This window comes from Mesorhizobium subarcticum (assembly GCF_055456085.1).
In genome coordinates this window covers 3,127,050-3,145,050 of the sequence record NZ_CM144237.1, presented here as the reverse complement: position 1 = coordinate 3,145,050, position 18,001 = coordinate 3,127,050, and the positions used below count along the sequence as shown (strand labels likewise).

The 18,001-nt window shown below is 61.9% G+C and carries 10 protein-coding genes and 1 pseudogene; 4 read left to right on the top strand and 7 right to left on the bottom strand.

Annotated features, from left to right (window positions below; genetic code table 11):
* Positions 1-77 precede the first annotated feature (77 nt).
* Positions 78-1,361 carry a class-III pyridoxal-phosphate-dependent aminotransferase gene (locus tag ACZYHG_RS15285; RefSeq protein ID WP_464614498.1) on the bottom strand — a complete coding sequence of 428 codons (1,284 nt, stop codon included), beginning with the start codon at positions 1,359-1,361 and terminating at the stop codon, positions 78-80.
* A 101-nt stretch (positions 1,362-1,462) separates the two neighbouring features.
* Here ACZYHG_RS15285 and ACZYHG_RS15280 point away from each other — a divergent pair.
* Positions 1,463-2,225, top strand: a pseudogene (locus ACZYHG_RS15280) (SDR family NAD(P)-dependent oxidoreductase).
* A gap of 163 nt (positions 2,226-2,388) precedes the next feature.
* On the opposite strand, the gene ACZYHG_RS15275 reads toward ACZYHG_RS15280, so the two are convergent.
* A complete protein-coding gene (locus ACZYHG_RS15275; protein ID WP_464614497.1) occupies positions 2,389-4,608 on the bottom strand; it encodes a mechanosensitive ion channel family protein in 2,220 nt (739 codons plus the stop codon).
* A 935-nt stretch (positions 4,609-5,543) separates the two neighbouring features.
* Here ACZYHG_RS15275 and ACZYHG_RS15270 point away from each other — a divergent pair.
* Positions 5,544-7,319, top strand: a complete 1,776-nt coding sequence (locus ACZYHG_RS15270; RefSeq protein WP_464614496.1) for an SAM-dependent methyltransferase — start codon at positions 5,544-5,546, stop codon at positions 7,317-7,319.
* Positions 7,320-7,326: 7 nt separating this feature from the next.
* Here ACZYHG_RS15270 and ACZYHG_RS15265 read toward each other — a convergent pair whose 3' ends face one another.
* Together ACZYHG_RS15265 and ACZYHG_RS15260 are read right to left on the bottom strand one after the other, a co-directional pair.
* A complete protein-coding gene (locus tag ACZYHG_RS15265; RefSeq protein ID WP_464614698.1) occupies positions 7,327-8,004 on the bottom strand; it encodes a redoxin domain-containing protein in 678 nt (225 codons plus the stop codon).
* A gap of 18 nt (positions 8,005-8,022) precedes the next feature.
* The gene (locus ACZYHG_RS15260) at positions 8,023-11,322 is read right to left on the bottom strand and encodes an adenylate/guanylate cyclase domain-containing protein (RefSeq protein ID WP_464614495.1); all 3,300 of its coding nucleotides are present in this window, start codon (positions 11,320-11,322) and stop codon (positions 8,023-8,025) included.
* 353 nt (positions 11,323-11,675) lie between these two features.
* On the opposite strand from ACZYHG_RS15260, the gene ACZYHG_RS15255 reads away from it, so the two are divergent.
* A complete protein-coding gene (locus tag ACZYHG_RS15255; RefSeq protein WP_464614494.1) occupies positions 11,676-13,445 on the top strand; it encodes an adenylate/guanylate cyclase domain-containing protein in 1,770 nt (589 codons plus the stop codon).
* Between the two features lie 61 nt (positions 13,446-13,506).
* On the opposite strand, the gene ACZYHG_RS15250 is transcribed toward ACZYHG_RS15255, so the two are convergent.
* From ACZYHG_RS15250 to ACZYHG_RS15240, 3 genes are all read right to left on the bottom strand, one after another.
* Positions 13,507-14,892: a hypothetical protein gene (locus ACZYHG_RS15250; RefSeq protein ID WP_464614493.1), complete on the bottom strand. Its 1,386-nt coding sequence runs from the start codon at positions 14,890-14,892 to the stop codon at positions 13,507-13,509.
* 50 nt (positions 14,893-14,942) lie between these two features.
* Positions 14,943-15,461 carry a GNAT family N-acetyltransferase gene (locus tag ACZYHG_RS15245; protein WP_464614492.1) on the bottom strand — a complete coding sequence of 173 codons (519 nt, stop codon included), beginning with the start codon at positions 15,459-15,461 and terminating at the stop codon, positions 14,943-14,945.
* Positions 15,462-15,538: 77 nt separating this feature from the next.
* On the bottom strand, positions 15,539-16,360 hold the full coding sequence (locus ACZYHG_RS15240) for a hypothetical protein (protein WP_464614491.1): 822 nt from the start codon (positions 16,358-16,360) through the stop codon (positions 15,539-15,541).
* A gap of 191 nt (positions 16,361-16,551) precedes the next feature.
* Between ACZYHG_RS15240 and ACZYHG_RS15235 the strand changes: the two genes are divergently transcribed.
* Positions 16,552-17,967 (top strand): DUF5939 domain-containing protein, encoded by a 1,416-nt coding sequence (locus ACZYHG_RS15235; RefSeq protein WP_464614490.1) that lies wholly within the window; start codon positions 16,552-16,554, stop codon positions 17,965-17,967.
* Positions 17,968-18,001: the final 34 nt, after the last annotated feature.

The following is an 18,001-nucleotide window of genomic DNA, read 5'->3' as shown; positions in this document are numbered from 1 at the left end:
GAACCTGCGAGATCCCGGCAAGTCCAGCGTCCAGCCCGCGCTGGACGCCTGGCAGTTTCAACCAGGTTCGGGACATGTCAACTCGCTTTGCCTGCCTGATGCAGCAACTCGCGGGCGCGCGGCATTGCCGCATCGAAGCGATCCATGATGTCCCGGCAGGTTTCGTGATCGAGAAGAACGCCGGGCTTCCATTGCAGCACCCGCTTGTCGAGCGACGAGAAGATCGCCCAGACGCCCTGCTCGTAGAGTGCGCGTGACACGAAGACGGCGCCTTCCCTGTGGTTGCTGAACTCCAGGCCGAGGATCACGCCCTTCTGGCGCACCCCGGTGAAGATGTCGCCGTGACGAGCCTGCATCTCACGCATGGCCTGCGCCATGAATTCGGTCACGGTGCCGACATTGGCCACCAGCTCGGGTCGCTGCAGCATCTCGATGACCTTGTGAGCAACGACACAGCCGAGTTCGGCTCCACCGGTGGTCGAGATGTGGGCCGCCCCGTCCTCGTTGAGCCAGCCGCCGGCCCTGTCGTTCACCAGCGTCGCGCTGATCGGATAGAGCCCGCCAGACAGGCCCTTTGCCGTCACCATGATGTCCGGCTGGACGCCATAGGCCTGCCAGCCCCACATGCTGCCCGTGCGCATGAGCCCGGTCTGAACCTCGTCGGCGATGTACATCGCGCCATGCTTTTCGCACAGCGCCTTGCAGGAGGTGAGATAGCCGTTCTTCGGCATCGGGAAGCCATACGTGGCGGGGATCGTCTCCATGATCAGCGCCGCGACGTCTTCGCCCCTCAGCGCCTGCTCCATGGCGTCGATATCATTGAACGGAACCTGGATGAACGTCTCCGGCTGGTCGGAAAGAAAGATCTTGGTGAAGCGATCGTCGCCGGTCGCCACCGCGAGCCCCGAATGCCCGTGATAGCCCTTGATGATCGACACGATCTTGCGCCGCTTGGTGGCATAGCGAGCGCTCTTGATGGCGATGTCCACCGCCTCCGCGCCGCCCGGCGCGAAGATCGCGTATTTCATTCCGGGCGAGACATTGACGAGGGATTCGGCCAGCGCCGTTCGCGCCACGGAGGGGAACCAGTGGTTGCCGATGTCGAAATAGTCGAGCGCGCTCTTCAGCGTCTCGACCAGCTCCGGATTGCGGTGACCGAGATTGTAGGTGCCGCCATTGAGGTGCAGGTCGATCAGGCGGCGGCCCGACATGTCGTAGAGGAAATACCCTTCCCGCCTGCCGATCACCAGATCGATCCCGGCTTTCTGCCAGAACCTGGTCTTGTCGGGATTCCAGAAACGGATTGCCTTGTCGAAAAAATCCTGCTTCGACTCGAACTTGAAGGGGCCGAAGTCGTACATGCCTGTTTTTCCCCAGAGGTTGATCAGCGCGCACCCAAGCCGGCAAGGCTCGTCCGCCGGATGATGCAGGATTACGAACCGGGGAGAAAGGGGGCTGAAAGATGATCCTGCAGGACAGGACCGCGATCGTCACCGGGGCAGGATCGGGCATCGGCAGGGCGGCAGCGCTGATCATCGCGCGCGAGGGTGCGGTGGTCGGCGTGGCGGACCGCAGCGCTGACGGCGCGAACGCGACCGTCGACCAGATTGTTGCTGCTGGTGGCCGGGCAAAGGCGCTTGTGTTCGACCTGACCGACGATAAGGCGCTTGAAGCCGGCTTTCACGATTTCATCGACACGCAAGGCAGGATCGACATCCTGCACAATCATGCCGGCGCACAGGTACGAGGGTGACCTGCTTGGTGTGAGTGTCAAAGGCTTCGACGCATCCTGGACGCTCAACGTGCGGGCCCACTTTCTCGGCGCCCGCATCGTCATGCCGTTCATGAAAAAGGCGGGTCGCGGGGTCATCCTCAACACGTCGTCGAGCTCCGGCGTGCTCTACGACCGCGAGATGATCGCCTATACGACGACCAAGCACGCGGTGATCGCGATGACCAGGCAGATGGCGGGCGACTATGGCCGCTTTGGCATTCGCGTCAACGCGCTTTGCCCCGGTTGGGTCGACACGCCCTTCAATGCCCCATTCATCGCCCAGATGGGAGGCCGGGAAGCCATCGAAGCCTATATCCGCGAAAAAGTGCCGCTTGGTCGTTGGGCAAGCGTCGAGGAAATCGCGGAGGCAGTGCTGTTTCTTGTGTCCGATCGGTCCTCGTACATGACGGGCCAGATTCTGGTTATCGATGGAGGAGAGACGGTGATCTAGCCGTGGGCTTCAGGAAGTTCCCTCTTACACTGCGTGTTCCTGCTGTCGGTGGAGATGGACCCTTGAGCGAGAAGCGTGTCTCAATCGGTTGCAGATAAAAGAGTTCCCCGCCACGGCCGAGGCGCGGAAAGCCCCGTTGGGACCGGCAGGTGTCACAGGCTTCCTACTCCGTTGTGCCAGCTTTCTTTCTGCGCCGATTGGTGTGCGACTGCGCGACGGCCATTTGCAACTCGGGCGGGATCTCCAACGGCGCATTCTCTGCCTCATGTGGGTTCTGCAGCCCCTGTACGTGGACGGTCGGAAATGGCAGCTCGATGCCCTGCTCCTTGAAGGCTTGGCGGATGCGTACATAGAATTTGCGTTTCATACCGAAGGCGCCTCCGGGTCTGGTCATGGCCTTGACCCTCAAGACGATGCCGTACTCGCCGAATTCCTGTACGCCCTGCATCTTGATCGGGTCGAGCACCCAGTTTTTGAACTCGGGATCTTCCGCCAGTTCGAGGCCGATCCGCTTGATCAGCTTGCGGGCGAAGTCGATATCGGTGTCATAGCCGACGGTGATGTTGAATTTGTCGATAACCCAGTCACGGCTCTGGTTCTGGACGGCCCCGAGTTCACCGAACGGTATGGTGAACAGCGGACCACGATGGTGGCGCAGCTTCACCGAGCGCAGCGAAAAGCTTTCCACCGTACCCTTGTAGTTGCCCGAGGAAATATATTCGCCGACACGAAACGCATCATCGAGCAGAAAAAACACGCCCGAAATGACGTCCTTGACGACGGTTTGTGCGCCAAAGCCCACAGCGACGCCGACAACGCCAGCGCCGGCGATCAGCGGGCCGATCTGGATACCCAAAGAGGCGAGCATCATCAGCACCGCCATCACGATGATCAATGCGAGCAGCATGTTCTGGAGGATCGGCAAGAGCGTGTGCAGCCGTGCCTGCTGCGCATCGAGGATCGGAACGTCCTCCTCGCTGATCACAGGGTGCGGCATTTCGATGCCCAGCTTTCGTTCGATCAAGGCCTTGATGATCGACCAGCCGAAATCGGCTGCGAGGGCAATGACCACGACGTTGATCAAGCCGCGCAATATGAACGTCGTCGTCGGATCGCTGTCGCGCATGGATTGCATGTCCAGGCCCCAGACACGCGCGAGGAAGTAAGCCGCCGCCAGGATCAACATCATCCGGATTCCGCGATCGATGGCCGCGATCGTCACCGCCGGGATGGTAGGCCGGCCGACATCTTCCGAACCCGGCCGCAGGACGAAATTGACCCCGCGCTGCGTCAGCACGATCGCCAAAGGCAGGACGAATGCGGCCAAGGTGAACCAGAACCATGTGTACAGGCCGGCGATACGCTCCATAAACAGAGCGACGAAATAAGCAGTCAACAACCATGTTGCTGCCGTGTGACCGTGCCCATCGTCCCGCCGCATTCTTGGCCGGCGCCAGACGGCAAGCAGCCACAGAAACAGCAGCACGAAATCGGCGCCCAGAAACAGGACCATCATTCCGTCGCGGTCAATGCCGAGACCCGGCAGAAGGATAAAAGCGGCTGCGAAGAAGGCGAAGACGCCGACGATCCGCGATAGCCAAAAGGACCAATGGTCGGCCGTCTCGTTGGTGATCGGCAAGGCACGAACCTCGACGGCGTTCTCGACATGCATGAAGGAAGGGACGAGCAGGGCTATGACGTACGTGCGCACACCCCATGTAACGACTGCCGCCATCAGAAATGTCAGCACGATCTCACGGATGAGCACTGGCCAGTCGAACAACATGAACGCGCCGGCGCTACCCACCGCGAACGAGACAATCAGCAGGCTGGAATAAAGCAGCCGACCACCAATCTTCTTGGCCCGCCCGATGGGCGTATCCTTCGGTTGGGCGATGATCCAAAGACGAAATGGACGGGTGAGTTTGTACGTGGCCCAGGTCAGCGCCAGGCCGGCGGCGATGAAAATCGCAATCAGCAAAAATATGCCGGCTGGCCCCCTGCTGGACATATCCTCCATGGTCGCTTCCCGAACGCGCGCGAACTGGCCTGGCAGCGAGGGCAAGGTTCCCACGATCCGTTCGATATGATGCTTGATCCGATCGAGCGTCGAGGATGCCATCGTATTCATCTGGGCTGGTGCGGCCACGGCGCCGGACGATGCGTCGGCCGGCGAAGCGCCTGCCTCTGCAGGCGTTCCCGTTGACCCGGCGTCCTGTTTTCGTTGTTCGGCCACCCAGGCCTTCACTGACGGATCGTCGAGAAGCTCAAACAGCTGTTTGACCCTTTCAGGCGGGACGGTCGCTGGTGACTGCGCCTGTGCCGGACCAGCCAGCAAGAGGGCGATACCAGAGACGAGCGGCCCGGCAATCAGGACAAACATCGCAGTCAGATATCCGAGACGTCGTGCCTGGCGTGCCAGGTTCCTGGCTCCCAATCGTCGAATCATGCGTGGCATCGTGCTGTAACCTTCCGGTCAAATCGGCAAGCAACGACATCTATGTCCGTCGTTGCTACTAACTTCAACAAGCCAATGTTGTGGTACAAGGCGTCATCGGTGCGGGCTAGACCGTTGCGCCAGTTACTTGGCGGTGTCTACTAGCCCTCAGGGGAGGTATTTCGACCTTCGGCTCGGACCTCCGGGCGTTTCCATGAACCGGGCATAGGTGATTCTGGCCACAGAACGCCGGCACCAGGATCCCAGGCCATGCACGAGGGGCATGAGCGCTTGCCATTCAGCCTGTCACCAAGCCTTTTTGCCTGCCTCTAATCCTCCCCGACCTTGACAGAGCAGTGCTGCCATCCGATTCCGTCATCCGTTTTTGACATTCGCCGACTCTTGCCGGAGAAAACGAAAGCTCGATGGCCAACGATAATGCGAACGGCGGTACTGCTGCCGAAGCCCTTGCGTGGACCGCGTTGCGGAACGCCGCGTCGGATTGCGGCCGCGGCTCGCGCTCGATTGATCCGCAGTCCCTGCGCGCGCTCCCCGCGGGACGTAAGTGGACACATGAGTTCGCCAAGGTGATCTTCGACGGCCTTATGGCCGGAAGCCTGTCGGTGCCGGTGCAATTGGCTGCCAGGTGGGGCAGGTTCGGCAGTTCCCTCACCGAGTTGATCATCGAACTCGGCAAGGTCTGGGACAATCCCGCAGCGGGTCGCCGCGTCCAGTATCAGCTTGAGCAAATGCTTCTCGATGCCGACGATCTTGCCGCGCCGCGCAGGCTGGCGCGGACACTTGGAATTCGCGTCGACGCACGCAATCCGGCCGCGATTGAACTACCGGAAGGCATCGATCGAATTTATGCCTATCTGATGATGGACGGCCAGATCGAGGCTGTCGTGCAGTTTGGCGTGCTCGGGACAGTGACAAGGGATCATTGGATTGAGTTGATCCGGAATATCGTGCCCGCTGAGCGGCTTGCAGACAGTACGGCAAGGCTTGCTGGACGATCAACCGTGCCGCAGGAGGGCGCCGGTGTCGACATGTCAAACACGCTTGCAGCCGAGGCATTGTCGTCCACGGCCGAACGCCGGTCCGATCCGGACAGTCACTTCGGCAAGCTCGCCCAATTGGCCGCTGAAGCGCGGGAACTGGTCCGGTCGAGCGCCGAACCAGCACAGCCTCCTGCCGCGCCGCGCCGAGCACGGACCACGGACAGGAATGATCGCACGGCGTTCTGGAATAGCTATTTCGCGACCGAGGATCCGTGGAACTACGGCTCGTTCTATGAGCAGGAAAAATATGAGCGGCAGCTCGAAATCCTGCCTGCCGGTCCCATCGGACGGGCGCTTGAGCTGGCTTGCGCGGAGGGCCACTTCACGCGGCAGCTGGCGTCGCGTGTGAGCCATCTGACCGCCACCGACATCTCCGCCATAGCCATCGAGCGGGCCCGTGCGCGATGCAGTGATCGGCCTAACATTGAGTTCGGCGTGCTGGATTTCGCTGTGGACACGCTGCCGGGACAGATGGATCTGATCTTTTGTTCGGAAGTGCTCTACTATCTGGATGATCTCGCCGAGTTGCGGCGCATCACCAAAAAATTCGCCGAGGCGTTGGCGCCTGGCGGCAGTTTCATCAGCGCACACGCATTCGTGCTGCGTGACAATGTTGAAAGGACGGGCTTCGACTGGAACACATTCGGTGCCCAGGCGATCTCGGAGACGCTGGCGGCGACCGAAGGCCTCGTCCTCGAGCAATCGATCCAGACCGAACTCTACCGCATAGACCGCTTCCGCCGCCTGTCGCCGGACGATTTGGCGAGGGAACCGCTGATCGATCATGTGCCAATCCGCGCGCCTATCGAAATCGGGGTCGCGCGAAATATCATCTGGGGCGGGGCGCGGGCCTTGCGCCGCGACGTCGCGCGTAACGAGCGGCGCCAGCGTATCCCCGCCCTCATGTATCACAGCATCGCCGATGAAGGTCCGGCCACGCTCGCCCGTTTTCGGCTCACGCCCGCCGCATTCGCCAGCCAGATGGCATGGCTCCGCGCCAATGGCTTTCACGCGATTAGTTCAGAGCAGCTGGAACAGTTCATCGCCAACCGTCAACCTTTCGCTGGCCGCCCAGTGCTCATCACCTTCGATGACGGCTTCCAGAACTTTGCCGACCATGCCTGGCCGATCTTGCGCGCCAACGACCTGACCGCGGAAGTGTTCCTGGTGACGGACATGGTGGGTGAAAGTGCACAGTGGGACGCCGACAGCGGTCCGCCGACGCCGCTTATGGACGCCGGGACGGTGCGACGCCTCGCCGCCGAAGGTGCCTTCTTCGGAAGCCATATGGCGACACATCGCGCGATCGATGGTCTGTCGAGCTCTGACCTTGCCGCCGAGCTTCTGCGCTCGCGTATGTTCATCGAACGGTGGACCGGTCGGCCAACCACGGCGTTCGCGGCACCCTTCTCTGTCACCGACCGACGGCTTGGCCGGCTGGCCAGGGAGTGCGGCTATCGGATCGGCTTCGGCGGCAGACATGGGCCGGCGGACCTCGATTGCGATCCCATCGACCTTCCACGCATCGAGATTCGCGGGGATCGCTCGCTCGATGACTTTGTTGCCATTGTCGAGGCCGTGCTCAAGGAGCGGTGAACTTTGTCTATTGGGCGACTTGCGACACGGCCGACATCAGCTCCCGTGGGTTTGGCGCCCCAAACATGTACCGCCCACCCTCCGGAACCTCCGTGAAGCTCCAGCGCACGATCCCCTGCCGGTCCAGCAGGAACTGACCGACCAATTGCCCGTATCCCGTCGCCATCATCTGCTTGTCGGCTTCGGTCAGTTCGTAATGGTCCTTCTTGTCGAGAATTTCGCCGGCCGCCATGGGATCCATTGGACCGGGCAGCTCGCCTGGCATGTCGACCCGCATATCCTTCGCCGCTGCCATCGCGACCTTGTACGGCCAGTTCGTCTCGTTTTCGGTGAATTCGAGATTGGGCAGTCCAAAAGCACGATGAGAAGCACGTTCAGGGTCGGAGGCCGCAAGCAGATTCGGCATCGGGTGGTAGCGGAAATAGAGACGCGCCCGTTCGATCGGCGTGTTGACCACCGTCAGGCTCCCCACGCCCTTTTCGCGCAGCTCCGGATCAAGCCGCGCCTGGGCGGCGATATGGCGCCGGCAAAATGCACAATGAAGGCCTCGAAACAGGCCGACCAGCACCGGTTTTTGTCCGCGAAAGTCGTCAAGCGCGATCTTGCCTTCTCGGGTAATGGCGTCGAGTATCACGTTCGGCGCACGGTCGCCCGGTTGAAGCGGTACCAAGTCACTAGCAGACATGTCCAACCTCCCGCCCGGCTAGTCGAGAAAAGGCAGCACCACAAGCGCTTCCGGGTCGAGCCCGTGCTGGGCGCATATATCCTGCGCCAAGGAAAAGTAGCGCTCGGCCTCGGCCAGATTGTCGAGGTCGAGATTAAGCGTTGCGAGACCATCATAGCACGGAAACAGCAATTGGGGCTCGCCCGTTTCGCGGGCTACGTCCAGTGCTTCGTGGAAGAAGCCAACCGCCAGTTCCGGGCGGCCATTGCACTGGTGGATCTGCCCAAGCACGATCAACGGCACCGGCAGGTGCTCGCGCTGGTCGAGCGCCCGGTCGATCTCGATGGCCTTCTCGGCAGCAGGCACGCCCTCCGTTGGACAGCGATCCGTGAAAGTACAACAAGCGACCGCCAGATTGGCGAGGAGGCGCGCCTGGAAACCCAAATCACCAATAAGGCGCGCCACTTCAAGACCGCGCCGACAGACCTCCATCGCCCGTGCCGGATCGATGGTCGTGTAAAGCACACCGAGATTGGTGTAGCCGCGGCAGGCCGCGCCCAGTAGACCGGCGGCTTCGGCCAATTCAATGCTGCGCTCGACTTGACGCACGGCTTCACTGTTTCGCCCAAGGCGAGCCAGCGCAACAGCCTTGGTATTATGTGCCTCGGCGGTCACAAGAGTGGCGTCACCCCCCACCTCGGAGACCTGCTCCGTTATCAGAGTACCTACGCAGTCCAGCGCCGCGTCTGCCCATTTTGCCGCGAGAGCGTGATCTCCGCTCCGGAATGCCTGTCGGCCACGTTCTTGCCAGAGATGCGCCTGCTCGACCGGGGCATCCGCTCCATCCAGAAGCGCTGCCGCTTCGGCATAGCGGGATTCTGCGTTGTCCCGCTTGCCGACGTCCCAGAGCAGCCGACCGATCTTGCGCAGGACTCGCGCCGAAGCGACACGATCGGCTGACTCGCGATATGCCTGCAGCACCGTCTCGTAGTGCTGGTGCGCGATCTCGCGGCGGCCTGCGGGGCCGCTCAAATCGGCAATGCGCTCTGCAATTGCCAGTTTGAGCGGTGTTTGCCCGATCGCGCCCAACGCAGCCAATGCACGCTCGTAGAAACGAAGGGCGTCGTCGTTGGCGTATATTGTGCGAGCGCGATCGCCTGCCGCCTGCAGGTAATGCGCGCCCCGCTCCCGCTCGGCGCTCTGTGCGAAATGATGACCGAGCACGGTCAAATCCTCGAGCCGTTCCGGCTTGTCGCCAAGCAGGTGCTCCAAGGCGACACCGACCCGCCCATGGATGTCGGTCCGGCGCTGCAGGAGCAGATTCTGGTAGATCACGTCCTGCAGCAATGTTTGCGTAAAGCGGTACATCTGCGATGAGGCCGAACCTGATCCGGCAACTTCCTCGATGATCTCCGCATCGCAAAGCAGTTCGCAGCCGGCTTCCAGCCGGCCGGGGTCGGCTGTCACGGTTTTTAGAAGTGTGACATCGAAGCGCGGGCCGATGACCGCGGCTTCCTGGGCCAACCGGCGCACCTCCTGGGGCAGCCGGTCGACGCGAGCAAGCAACATTGCCTGGATGGTGGCGGGAATGCCGGTTGCGACGTCGCCCGCCGCAGTCCGCCACCGCTGGCCCTCACGCATCAGTACACCGCGATCGATAAGGCCGCGAACGATCTCCTCTACAAAAAGCGGGTTGCCGCCCGCGCGCTCGAGGATCTGGTCGAGAAGCCCGCTTGCGGAGTTTACCCAACCCTCGCCGAAAAGCGCCGCCAGCAGGCTGCGTCCGTCATCACGGTTGAGCGGCGAAAGCCTGAGCGCTGTGTGACTGACCCGACTTGAATCGAGCTGGCCGTTGTCCGGCGCTGGACGATGCGTGACCAGCAACAGCAACCGCGTGCGCTCCAACCTGTCCATCACGAAACGCAGTGCCTCGAGCGACACGGCGTCGGCCCAGTGCAGGTCTTCGACGACAATCAACAGTGGCGACAACGCAAGCCGCCGTTCGATGATTGTGCGGACCGCGTAGAGAATTTGCCGCCGCAGCTGCTCGGGCTCGACATGCTGCAAGGTGGCATCGGGGTCGCCAAGGCCAAGCACATGGTAGAGCAAAGGCATAAGCCGCTTCGCCTCCTCGCCCTGCAGGCCGAGATCGGTAAGCAAGCCTGCGAGCTTCCCCCGCATTTCATCCCCGTTGTCGTTTTGCATCATCCCGGCGGCGCTGCGCACCACTGCCCCCAAGGCGCCGAATGATTGTTCGCCAAGCGGTGAGCACGTGGCCTGCCGCACCGCGACGTTGCGAAAACGATCCTCGTCGCCGATGCGGGCGACGAACTCCTTCACCAGTCGCGATTTCCCGATACCAGCTTCTCCGACGAGGCGGACAAGCTGGGCCGAGCCGCCGCACGCCTGGTCAAGGCTCGCCAGCATTCTGTGAAGCTCCGCATCACGGCCTATTATTGGCGCGCCAAGGCCGAGCGCCTCGAGCCCACGCGCTGCACGCGGGGCCGCAAGCGGTGCATCCAGCCGATGGACGAGCACACTGCCGGCCTTGCCGCGAAGCACGACATCACCCAGCGGTTCGTAAGAGAAGGCATGCCGGGTCAGCCGGTGCGTGAGCTCGCCTACCAGCACCTCACCCGGCGCGGCCAGCGATTGCAGACGTTGCGCCGTATTCACGGTGTCGCCGGTCACTGAGTAGGATTTGGCGGTGCCGATGCCCAATCCGCCGGTGACGACCGGACCAGTGTTTATGCCGATGTGGAGTAACAGAGGCGTGCCGGAGTGGGGTGCGCTTTCGCCGAGCCGCGCCGTCCGGGCGATCATGTCGAGAGCAGCGCGAAGCGCACGTTCCGGATCGTCCTCATGCGCGACCGGCGCGCCGAACAAAGCGAGCAGCGCATCGCCGATGAATTTGTCGACGAAACCACCAAAGTTTCGCACCGCCGCCGTCAATTCCTTGAATAATTCGTTCTGCAGCGCTTGCATGACCTCGGGGTCGAGTTGCTCGCTGAGTGTCGTGAAGCCGCAGAGGTCGGCGAACAGGACCGTTACCGTCCGTCGATCGGCATCAGAGACGGGGGGCGCCCCTTCTTCGCTTTCGATGTTCGCAAGCAGCGTCGGCGTTCGAGAAGGCGGCACAATAGTCCGGCTTGGTGTCGGAGCAGGCCGTTCGACGGCCTTTGCGGGCGCACCGACACTTGCCCCACATTTCGGGCAGAACTCGAAATCCGGTGCGCAGAGGTAGCCGCAACTGGCGCATGGCACGGGCTGGCGCCTGCCACACTTCGGACAGAAAGCGTAACCGCCTTCAACCTCGAAACCGCAGCCCGAGCAGTCCATCGGACAGACCTCACCAGAGCATGATGCCGAAAAGTGTGAACCGGTTTTCGGACGACATCATGCTCTATCTCTTTGACTTAGAGACGGATTCAGACCTCAGATCGATTCGACCTGAAATCATCCGGCTCTAGGGCCGTGACGGCGTGATCTTTCTACGCACTTCACGGCCAGGGCATTCACAGGATGAACCGATAGCTGTCGACCGGCAAGCGGCAGCGCAAATGGGCATCAAGCGATCAGTGTGGGTCCTGTGGCAAAGCGCTGCCGATTCGGGCGGCTGCATCGCCGTCGTTTGCGAAAGTTCCCTCTTACCCTCCGTCTTCCTGCTATCTTGGAGATGAGGAGACGGACCCATGAGCGAGAATCGTAAGCTAGCCGCGATCCTGGCTGCGGATGTGGTCGGATACAGCCGGCTCGCCAGCGAGGACGAAGATCGTACTTTGGCGAGGTTGCGGGCACTGCGCAGCGACCTGATCGATCCGATCATCGCAGTGCACCACGGACGGGTGATCAAGCGCACCGGCGATGGGGCGCTGGTTGAGTTCCGCAGTGTGGTGGATGCAGTACGCTGTGCCGTTGAGATTCAGAATGGCATGGTTGAGCGCAACGCCGGCGTGCCGCAGGACCGCCGCATCGAGTTCAGGATCGGCATCCATCTGGGGGATGTGGTCGAAGAAAGCGACGGCGACCTGATGGGCGACGGCGTCAACATCGCCTCGCGTCTGGAGGGCGTCGCGGCGCCCGGTGCCATCTGCCTGTCCGAGGATGCTTATCGTCAGGTCAAGGCGAGGCTCGACCTCTTGGTGAGCGATCTCGGCAGCACACAGCTCAAGAACATCGCCGAGCCGATCCGGGTCTATTCGCTGCAAGTCGGTGCCGGGACCAAGGCGGCCGCGACCTCGGAAACCGCAGGCGGCCGACCGGCTGCGGCAGCGCCGCCGAAGCTGTCTATCGCCGTCCTGCCGTTCGCCAACATGAGCGGTGACGCCGAGCAGGACTACTTCGCCGACGGCATCTCCGAAGACATCATCACGGCGCTGTCCAAACTGTCGCAGCTCTTCGTCATCGCACGCAATTCGTCGTTCACCTTCAAAGGCCAGAACGTCCATGTGCAGGACGTGGGCACCAAGCTCGGCGTGCGGCATGTGCTCGAGGGCAGCGTACGAAAGTCGGGGAACAGGGTGCGCATCACCGCGCAGCTCATCGATGCAACCTCAGGTGGCCATCTTTGGGCGGAACGGTTCGATCGCGACCTGACCGACATATTCGCCGTGCAGGACGACGTGACGCAGCAGATCGTCGGTGCGCTGGCGCTCAACCTGACTGATGGCGCCCGTCTGCGGCTGGCGCCGGAGCACCCGCGCAACACGGAGGCGTATGACTGTTTCCTGCGGGGCCGGGAGCTGTGGCACCGGCTGACGAAGGACACGAACGTCGCGGCCCGCGAGCTCTTGCAACGTGCCACCGAGTTGGACCCGAACTTTGCCTCTGCCTACGCTTTCCTTGCCCTCACGCACGGCATCGATTACCTGAACAGGTGGGGTGCGTCACCGTCGGAATCGATGGCGCAAGCAGAAGAGGCCGCAACTCGAGCGGTAACGCTTGATGACAACGATCCCTGGGCGCACTGGGCGTTGGCGATAGCCAAGCTGTATACACGACGGCACGATGAGGCCATCGAAGAGGTCGAGCGCGCACTGGTCCTCAATCCGAACTTCGCCGAAGCCCATGTCTGCCGCGGCGAAACGCTGTACTATTCAGGCAGACCTGAGGAGGCCCTTGAGAGTTTCGCCCGGGGAAAGACCTTGAACCCATATTTTCCGGATGTGCTTCTGCACTTCCAGGCTTTGGCGTTGTTTCAACTGGGAAGGTACGACGAGGCCGTTGACCTCTTGCTGCAACGGCTGGCTCGCAATGCTATCACCGATGTCTCGCGCGCGCTGTTGGCCGCCAGCTACGGCCATCTCAGCCGTTTCGCCGAGGCCCGCGCGGCATGGCAGGAGGTGCTTCGCGTCAACCCCGATTATTCGCTGGAATATCGTCGCAAAGTCCTGCCTTACAAGAACCCGGCCGATTTCGAACTCATGGTCGAAGGGCTCCGCAAGGCCGGTGTGGTGCAATGACATATGAAGCCATGCGGCTGCGCACCAGAAAATGAACCTGAAATGAGGCCTGACGCGAGGTTCAGGTCGCGTTGATCCCCGCCTGGCCGATCTTGCGCCATCGGGCGTTTTCGCGAACCAGTTTCAGGTCGTCGGTCGTCTCTGCAAAAGTCCGCAAACGGTATTGCCGCAGCAGGTCGGGGAAGAGCGCCCCTTCCGGCAGGCCGGCAAGCTGCTCGCGGACCGAGATCTCTTCATCGATGACCCGCATGCCCCAGGCATTTTCCCGAACCTGCAGCTCCGCAGCCAGATCGCGCTCTTCCGGCGCGGTTTCATCTAGCGCAGCCAGCAGGATGGAGTGGAAAAGCGCTACATAGCCAATCTGTCTCAGGCCGCCCACAACCCGCACCCGCGGCAATATTGCTAGGACGAGGAACGTCAGGAACAGGTTCGGCAGCAGCAAGCCGTCCAGCAGCGCCTGATTGAGATGCTGCCGCTCGAACGGGATGGAAAGGCCATCCGGCCTGTCAGGCTCGATCAGGTGTCCGTTCGCGAGGACGAGCTTGCGCACGCGCTCCTCGCGGATGCCCCAGAAATAGTCCGTGGCATTGGGCAGGAATCTGCCGAAAGGCCCCGATGCGGCCTCTTCCAAGGCACGTTCGAGACGCTGGCGCCTTGCAGGCTCAAAGAGCAGCCTGGAAAGAAGGCTGCCGTCATCTTCCAGATGCCGCGCCAAGGCAGAAGCGGCGAGCCGATCGTCGATGAAAACCGGCCGGGCCATGCCGGAACGATCCCAATCGGCGACCAGATCCTCGTTGAGGGCTGTCAGCGCATCGGCGGCGGTTCCAAACACCTTGTCCTGGCTGGCGAGCAACGTGCCCAGCCAACGGCTGGCATCCGTTTCATCGCCCACCGCTTCGAGTGCGCGCTTGTTAAGGGAGACGGGACCGGCCGCACAGGCGCTTTTGCGGCACAATTTGTGGCGGCCCATGCCAAACAGATTGACCTTGTCGTCGCCGACATCGAGCCATCCCGGCCCCTCCCGGCCGATGGTCTCCATGGTCATCGTCGTTCCCATGAAGCAGAACAAGGCCGACAGCCCGTTTTCGACCGCGCCGAGCCAGGCAAGCAGGAGGGCATCGAAGGTGATCCGGTCCATAAGAAGCAGGCAGTGCAAGCCGGACTGAATCACCGGTGTGTGCTCGAACTCGTCGAGCGCCTTGCCGATCTCCTCAGCCAGCATGATCATAACGAGGCGCTGCTGCAGGACTTCGCGCAGGATCGAGCGGGCAGCGATCGCCGGGCCCGATGCGGGCCTTGCCACCGGCCGCCACAGATGGCGGGCGTAATCGGAAACCGGTGCATTCCAGTTCTGCTCGATGTCACGCGCGACTTCCGGGCAGAGCCGCGACAGCACAGCCAGAATTTCTGCCGGAGGCAAAGGGGTTGGGTCAAAGACGGCGGTCATTGGTCCCGTCTAGCCGCTTGCGGTGCAAACGCCAAGGGAGACAGCGGATCTCAGAACCGCAGCCGGGCCATGCTCAGGAGGTCGTGGTACTGACCGTCGGTAAAACCGGCCTTCTCATGCCGGCCTTCGACCGTGAAGCCGTGGCTTGTGTAGAGACGGATGGCCGGTTCGTTGTCGGCATAGACGGTCAATTCGACCCGCTTTAGGGCCCGCCAGTTGTCGGCAACGTCAAGCAGCGCGCCAAGTATGGCAGAGCCGATGCCCTTGCCGACAAAGGCATCGTCAAGCCCGATATTGATCTCGCCGATATGCGAACGGCGCGGCGAACCCTGCACGACAAGGTTGCCATGGCCGACGACCTTGCCGTCCAGCTCGGCAACGATCCAGGTGGTTTCCTGGCCGGACTTGGCGATGCGCCGCTCCACCTGCTCCACCATCTCGAAAGGCATCCTGAGCGTGCCCCAGCGGAAGCCCGGCATGTTGAAGATGGCGCAAAGCGCCTCCGCATCGCTCGGCCTAACGGCGCGGAGCTGCGGCTGGATCTTCTCGGAGGATGGTGTGCTGGTCATGGCGTTCCCGGCGAAGGCAATCGGCCGGGCACGATGCACCGGACGTCACCTGAAAATCTAGCCGTCTCTGCAAGCTATCATGCCGATTGCGCGCTGAAATACCGGGAGGCGGCGTAGAGTTTGAAGGCGCCGCTGATGCCGATCCAGCCGAAAAGGGCGAGCCAGCACAATGTCTTGGTCGCCGTCCAGTCGATCCGGTGCACCGCAGCGTCGGTGATGACGAGGCCAAGGATGGCAAGCAGGCCAACCAGGAACTGCGCTAGGCCGAGCACCAGCAGTTCCTCGCGCGGCGCGCTTTTCCAGACGAGATATGTGCCGCCAGCACCGGCGAGGAAGATGGCGCTGTAGACCTGGGCGTGGAAGGGATCGACCGGCCATGGCCAGGTGCTGCTGACCATCAGGGGAAACAGCAACATGCCGACGCTATAGAGCCCAAGGATCGCCGTTTCTGCCAACATGTAACCGCGCCATGCCGGGTTTAGGGTCACGCCTTTTGCTGAAGGACGGCCCCTGGCCTGCCACAGGAACAGCCCGGATACCGCGGCTGAGGCAAGATAGACCAGGAACCAGAGCCAGGCCGCTTTGCGCTCGAAGTTGAAATAGCCCAGATTGATCAACGAAACCGCCGACACGATGACGGTGAAGATGAAGGCCATGACGAGCACCAGCCTGCCGGGCGACCAGCGATTCCAGAACAAGAGCGCCGCCATCACCGCCATTTCGGCGGTGTAGAAGCCGCCGAGGAAGCGGGCACTGAATGGCGTGACAGGCCAGGGCCAGCGCGGCTTGACCAGTGCCGGCGCGAAAAACAGGCCGGCGCCCACGATCAGGACGATGATGACCCCAGCGGAGAAAATGCGCAGGGCTGCTGGAAATGGCGGGTTGTCGGACGTCTGCATGGAAAGGGCCCCCAAAGGTGAATACCCGTGGAGCATCATAGTGCCGCTTGCGGTCGTATGGAAATCGAGCTGTCACCAGGCTTGTCTATTCGAATGGCCGTACGATCCGTTTCGACGTAAAATGAATCGCTCGGACCAAGGCGCGGTCCGGTCAACACGCGTCGGGAGGCGCATTTTCCGGAGCCTGCACGATGAATGAAGCTCAGGATCTGTTCTCGCTTCTGCGGCAATCGACCGATGTCGATCCCCAGGCAATCGACGTGATCAGGCGAACCATCGCGGAGGGCAAGGACCGCGAACTTTGCCGCATCAACGCGCCAGCCTTCGCCAGCAAGCATGGCCTCGACGAGGAACGCACCATAGGCGCGTTTCTCCATGCGGCGCGGGTGGGCGTCTTCGACATTTCCTGGAATGTTCTATGTCCCGGCTGTGGCGGCGTGCTCGACACCAACGCCACGCTGAAAACCATGCAGAAGGACGAATACACCTGCGCGCTGTGCGCCGAGGGCTATTCGCCGACCCTCGACGAGATGGTCGAGGTGACATTCACCGTCAGTCCCCGCATGCGCAGGATTGCCGCCCACAATCCACACGAACTGCCGTTGGTGGAATATTTCCGCCAGATCTACTGGGCGTCCGGCGTCGATCTGCCGGACGAGGATTTCGCGAAAGCGATCGAAGCGTTCTCGCTGGAGGATATCGAGCTTGCGCCCGGTGAAAAGGCGATTCTGCCCATACAGCTTCCGTCCGAATTCATCATTATCTTCGAGCCGGTCACCCATTCAGCGCAGTTCATCGACGTGAAGGGCGATGCAACAAAGGAGCGCCGAAGCCTCTCTTTGGTCTTCGACCGCGACCATGTCCAGAACCAGACGCTGGAGATGCAACCCGGCCCTTTGCGCATTTCGCTGGAAAACAGGACCGACACCCGCGTGCTGCCGACGGTCTTCATCGCCGGCCAGGTATTGCATGATTTCCTCGGCAAACGCCGGCCCTTCCTCACCGCCAAGCGCTTGCTCACCAACCAGACGTTCCGCGATCTCTATCGCACGGATACGCTCGATATCAACCAGCGCCTGAAGATCACCAGCCTGACATTCCTGTTCACCGACCTGCGCGGATCGACCGCGCTATACGAGCGGGTGGGCGACCTTGCGGCCTTCGATCTCGTGCGCGCGCATTTCCAGGTTCTGCACGAGATTGTCGCTGCGGAGGCAGGCGCGGTGGTCAAGACGATCGGTGATGCCGTGATGGCCACCTTCGCGACGCCTGATCGCGCGATTGCCGCGGCCCTCAGGATGCGCGATGCCATGCGTGCGCTCAACGACAAGAGCGGGCGCGAGGATCTGCTGCTCAAGATCGGAGTCCATGCCGGGCCTTGCATCGCCGTGTCTTTGAACGAGCGACAGGACTATTTCGGCCAGACGGTCAACATTGCTTCGCGGGTCCAGAACCTTGCCAACGCACAGGCGATCTTCGCCACGCGTGCGGTGATCGAAGACAAACTCACCGTTGATCTGTTGCGCAGGAAGGAACTGACGCCCGTGCCCCACGAGGTCTCGCTGCGCGGCATTGAGCGGGAGATAGCAGTATATACGATCCCCTGAAGACTTGGCCCCTGAAGACGTGGGGTCGTCTCCA

Excerpts from the sequence above, each read along its gene's own strand:
- ACZYHG_RS15255 (WP_464614494.1), top strand. The coding sequence starts at position 11,676 with ATGAGCGAGAATCGTAAGCTAGCCGCGATCCTGGCTGCGGATGTGGTC.
- ACZYHG_RS15245 (WP_464614492.1), bottom strand. The coding sequence starts at position 15,461 with ATGACCAGCACACCATCCTCCGAGAAGATCCAGCCGCAGCTCCGCGCC.
- ACZYHG_RS15275 (WP_464614497.1), bottom strand. The coding sequence starts at position 4,608 with ATGTTTGTCCTGATTGCCGGGCCGCTCGTCTCTGGTATCGCCCTCTTG.
- ACZYHG_RS15260 (WP_464614495.1), bottom strand. The coding sequence starts at position 11,322 with ATGGACTGCTCGGGCTGCGGTTTCGAGGTTGAAGGCGGTTACGCTTTC.
- ACZYHG_RS15240 (WP_464614491.1), bottom strand. The coding sequence starts at position 16,360 with ATGCAGACGTCCGACAACCCGCCATTTCCAGCAGCCCTGCGCATTTTC.
- ACZYHG_RS15235 (WP_464614490.1), top strand. The coding sequence starts at position 16,552 with ATGAATGAAGCTCAGGATCTGTTCTCGCTTCTGCGGCAATCGACCGAT.
- ACZYHG_RS15265 (WP_464614698.1), bottom strand. The coding sequence starts at position 8,004 with ATGTCTGCTAGTGACTTGGTACCGCTTCAACCGGGCGACCGTGCGCCG.
- ACZYHG_RS15270 (WP_464614496.1), top strand. The coding sequence starts at position 5,544 with ATGGACGGCCAGATCGAGGCTGTCGTGCAGTTTGGCGTGCTCGGGACA.
- ACZYHG_RS15285 (WP_464614498.1), bottom strand. The coding sequence starts at position 1,361 with ATGTACGACTTCGGCCCCTTCAAGTTCGAGTCGAAGCAGGATTTTTTC.
- ACZYHG_RS15250 (WP_464614493.1), bottom strand. The coding sequence starts at position 14,892 with ATGACCGCCGTCTTTGACCCAACCCCTTTGCCTCCGGCAGAAATTCTG.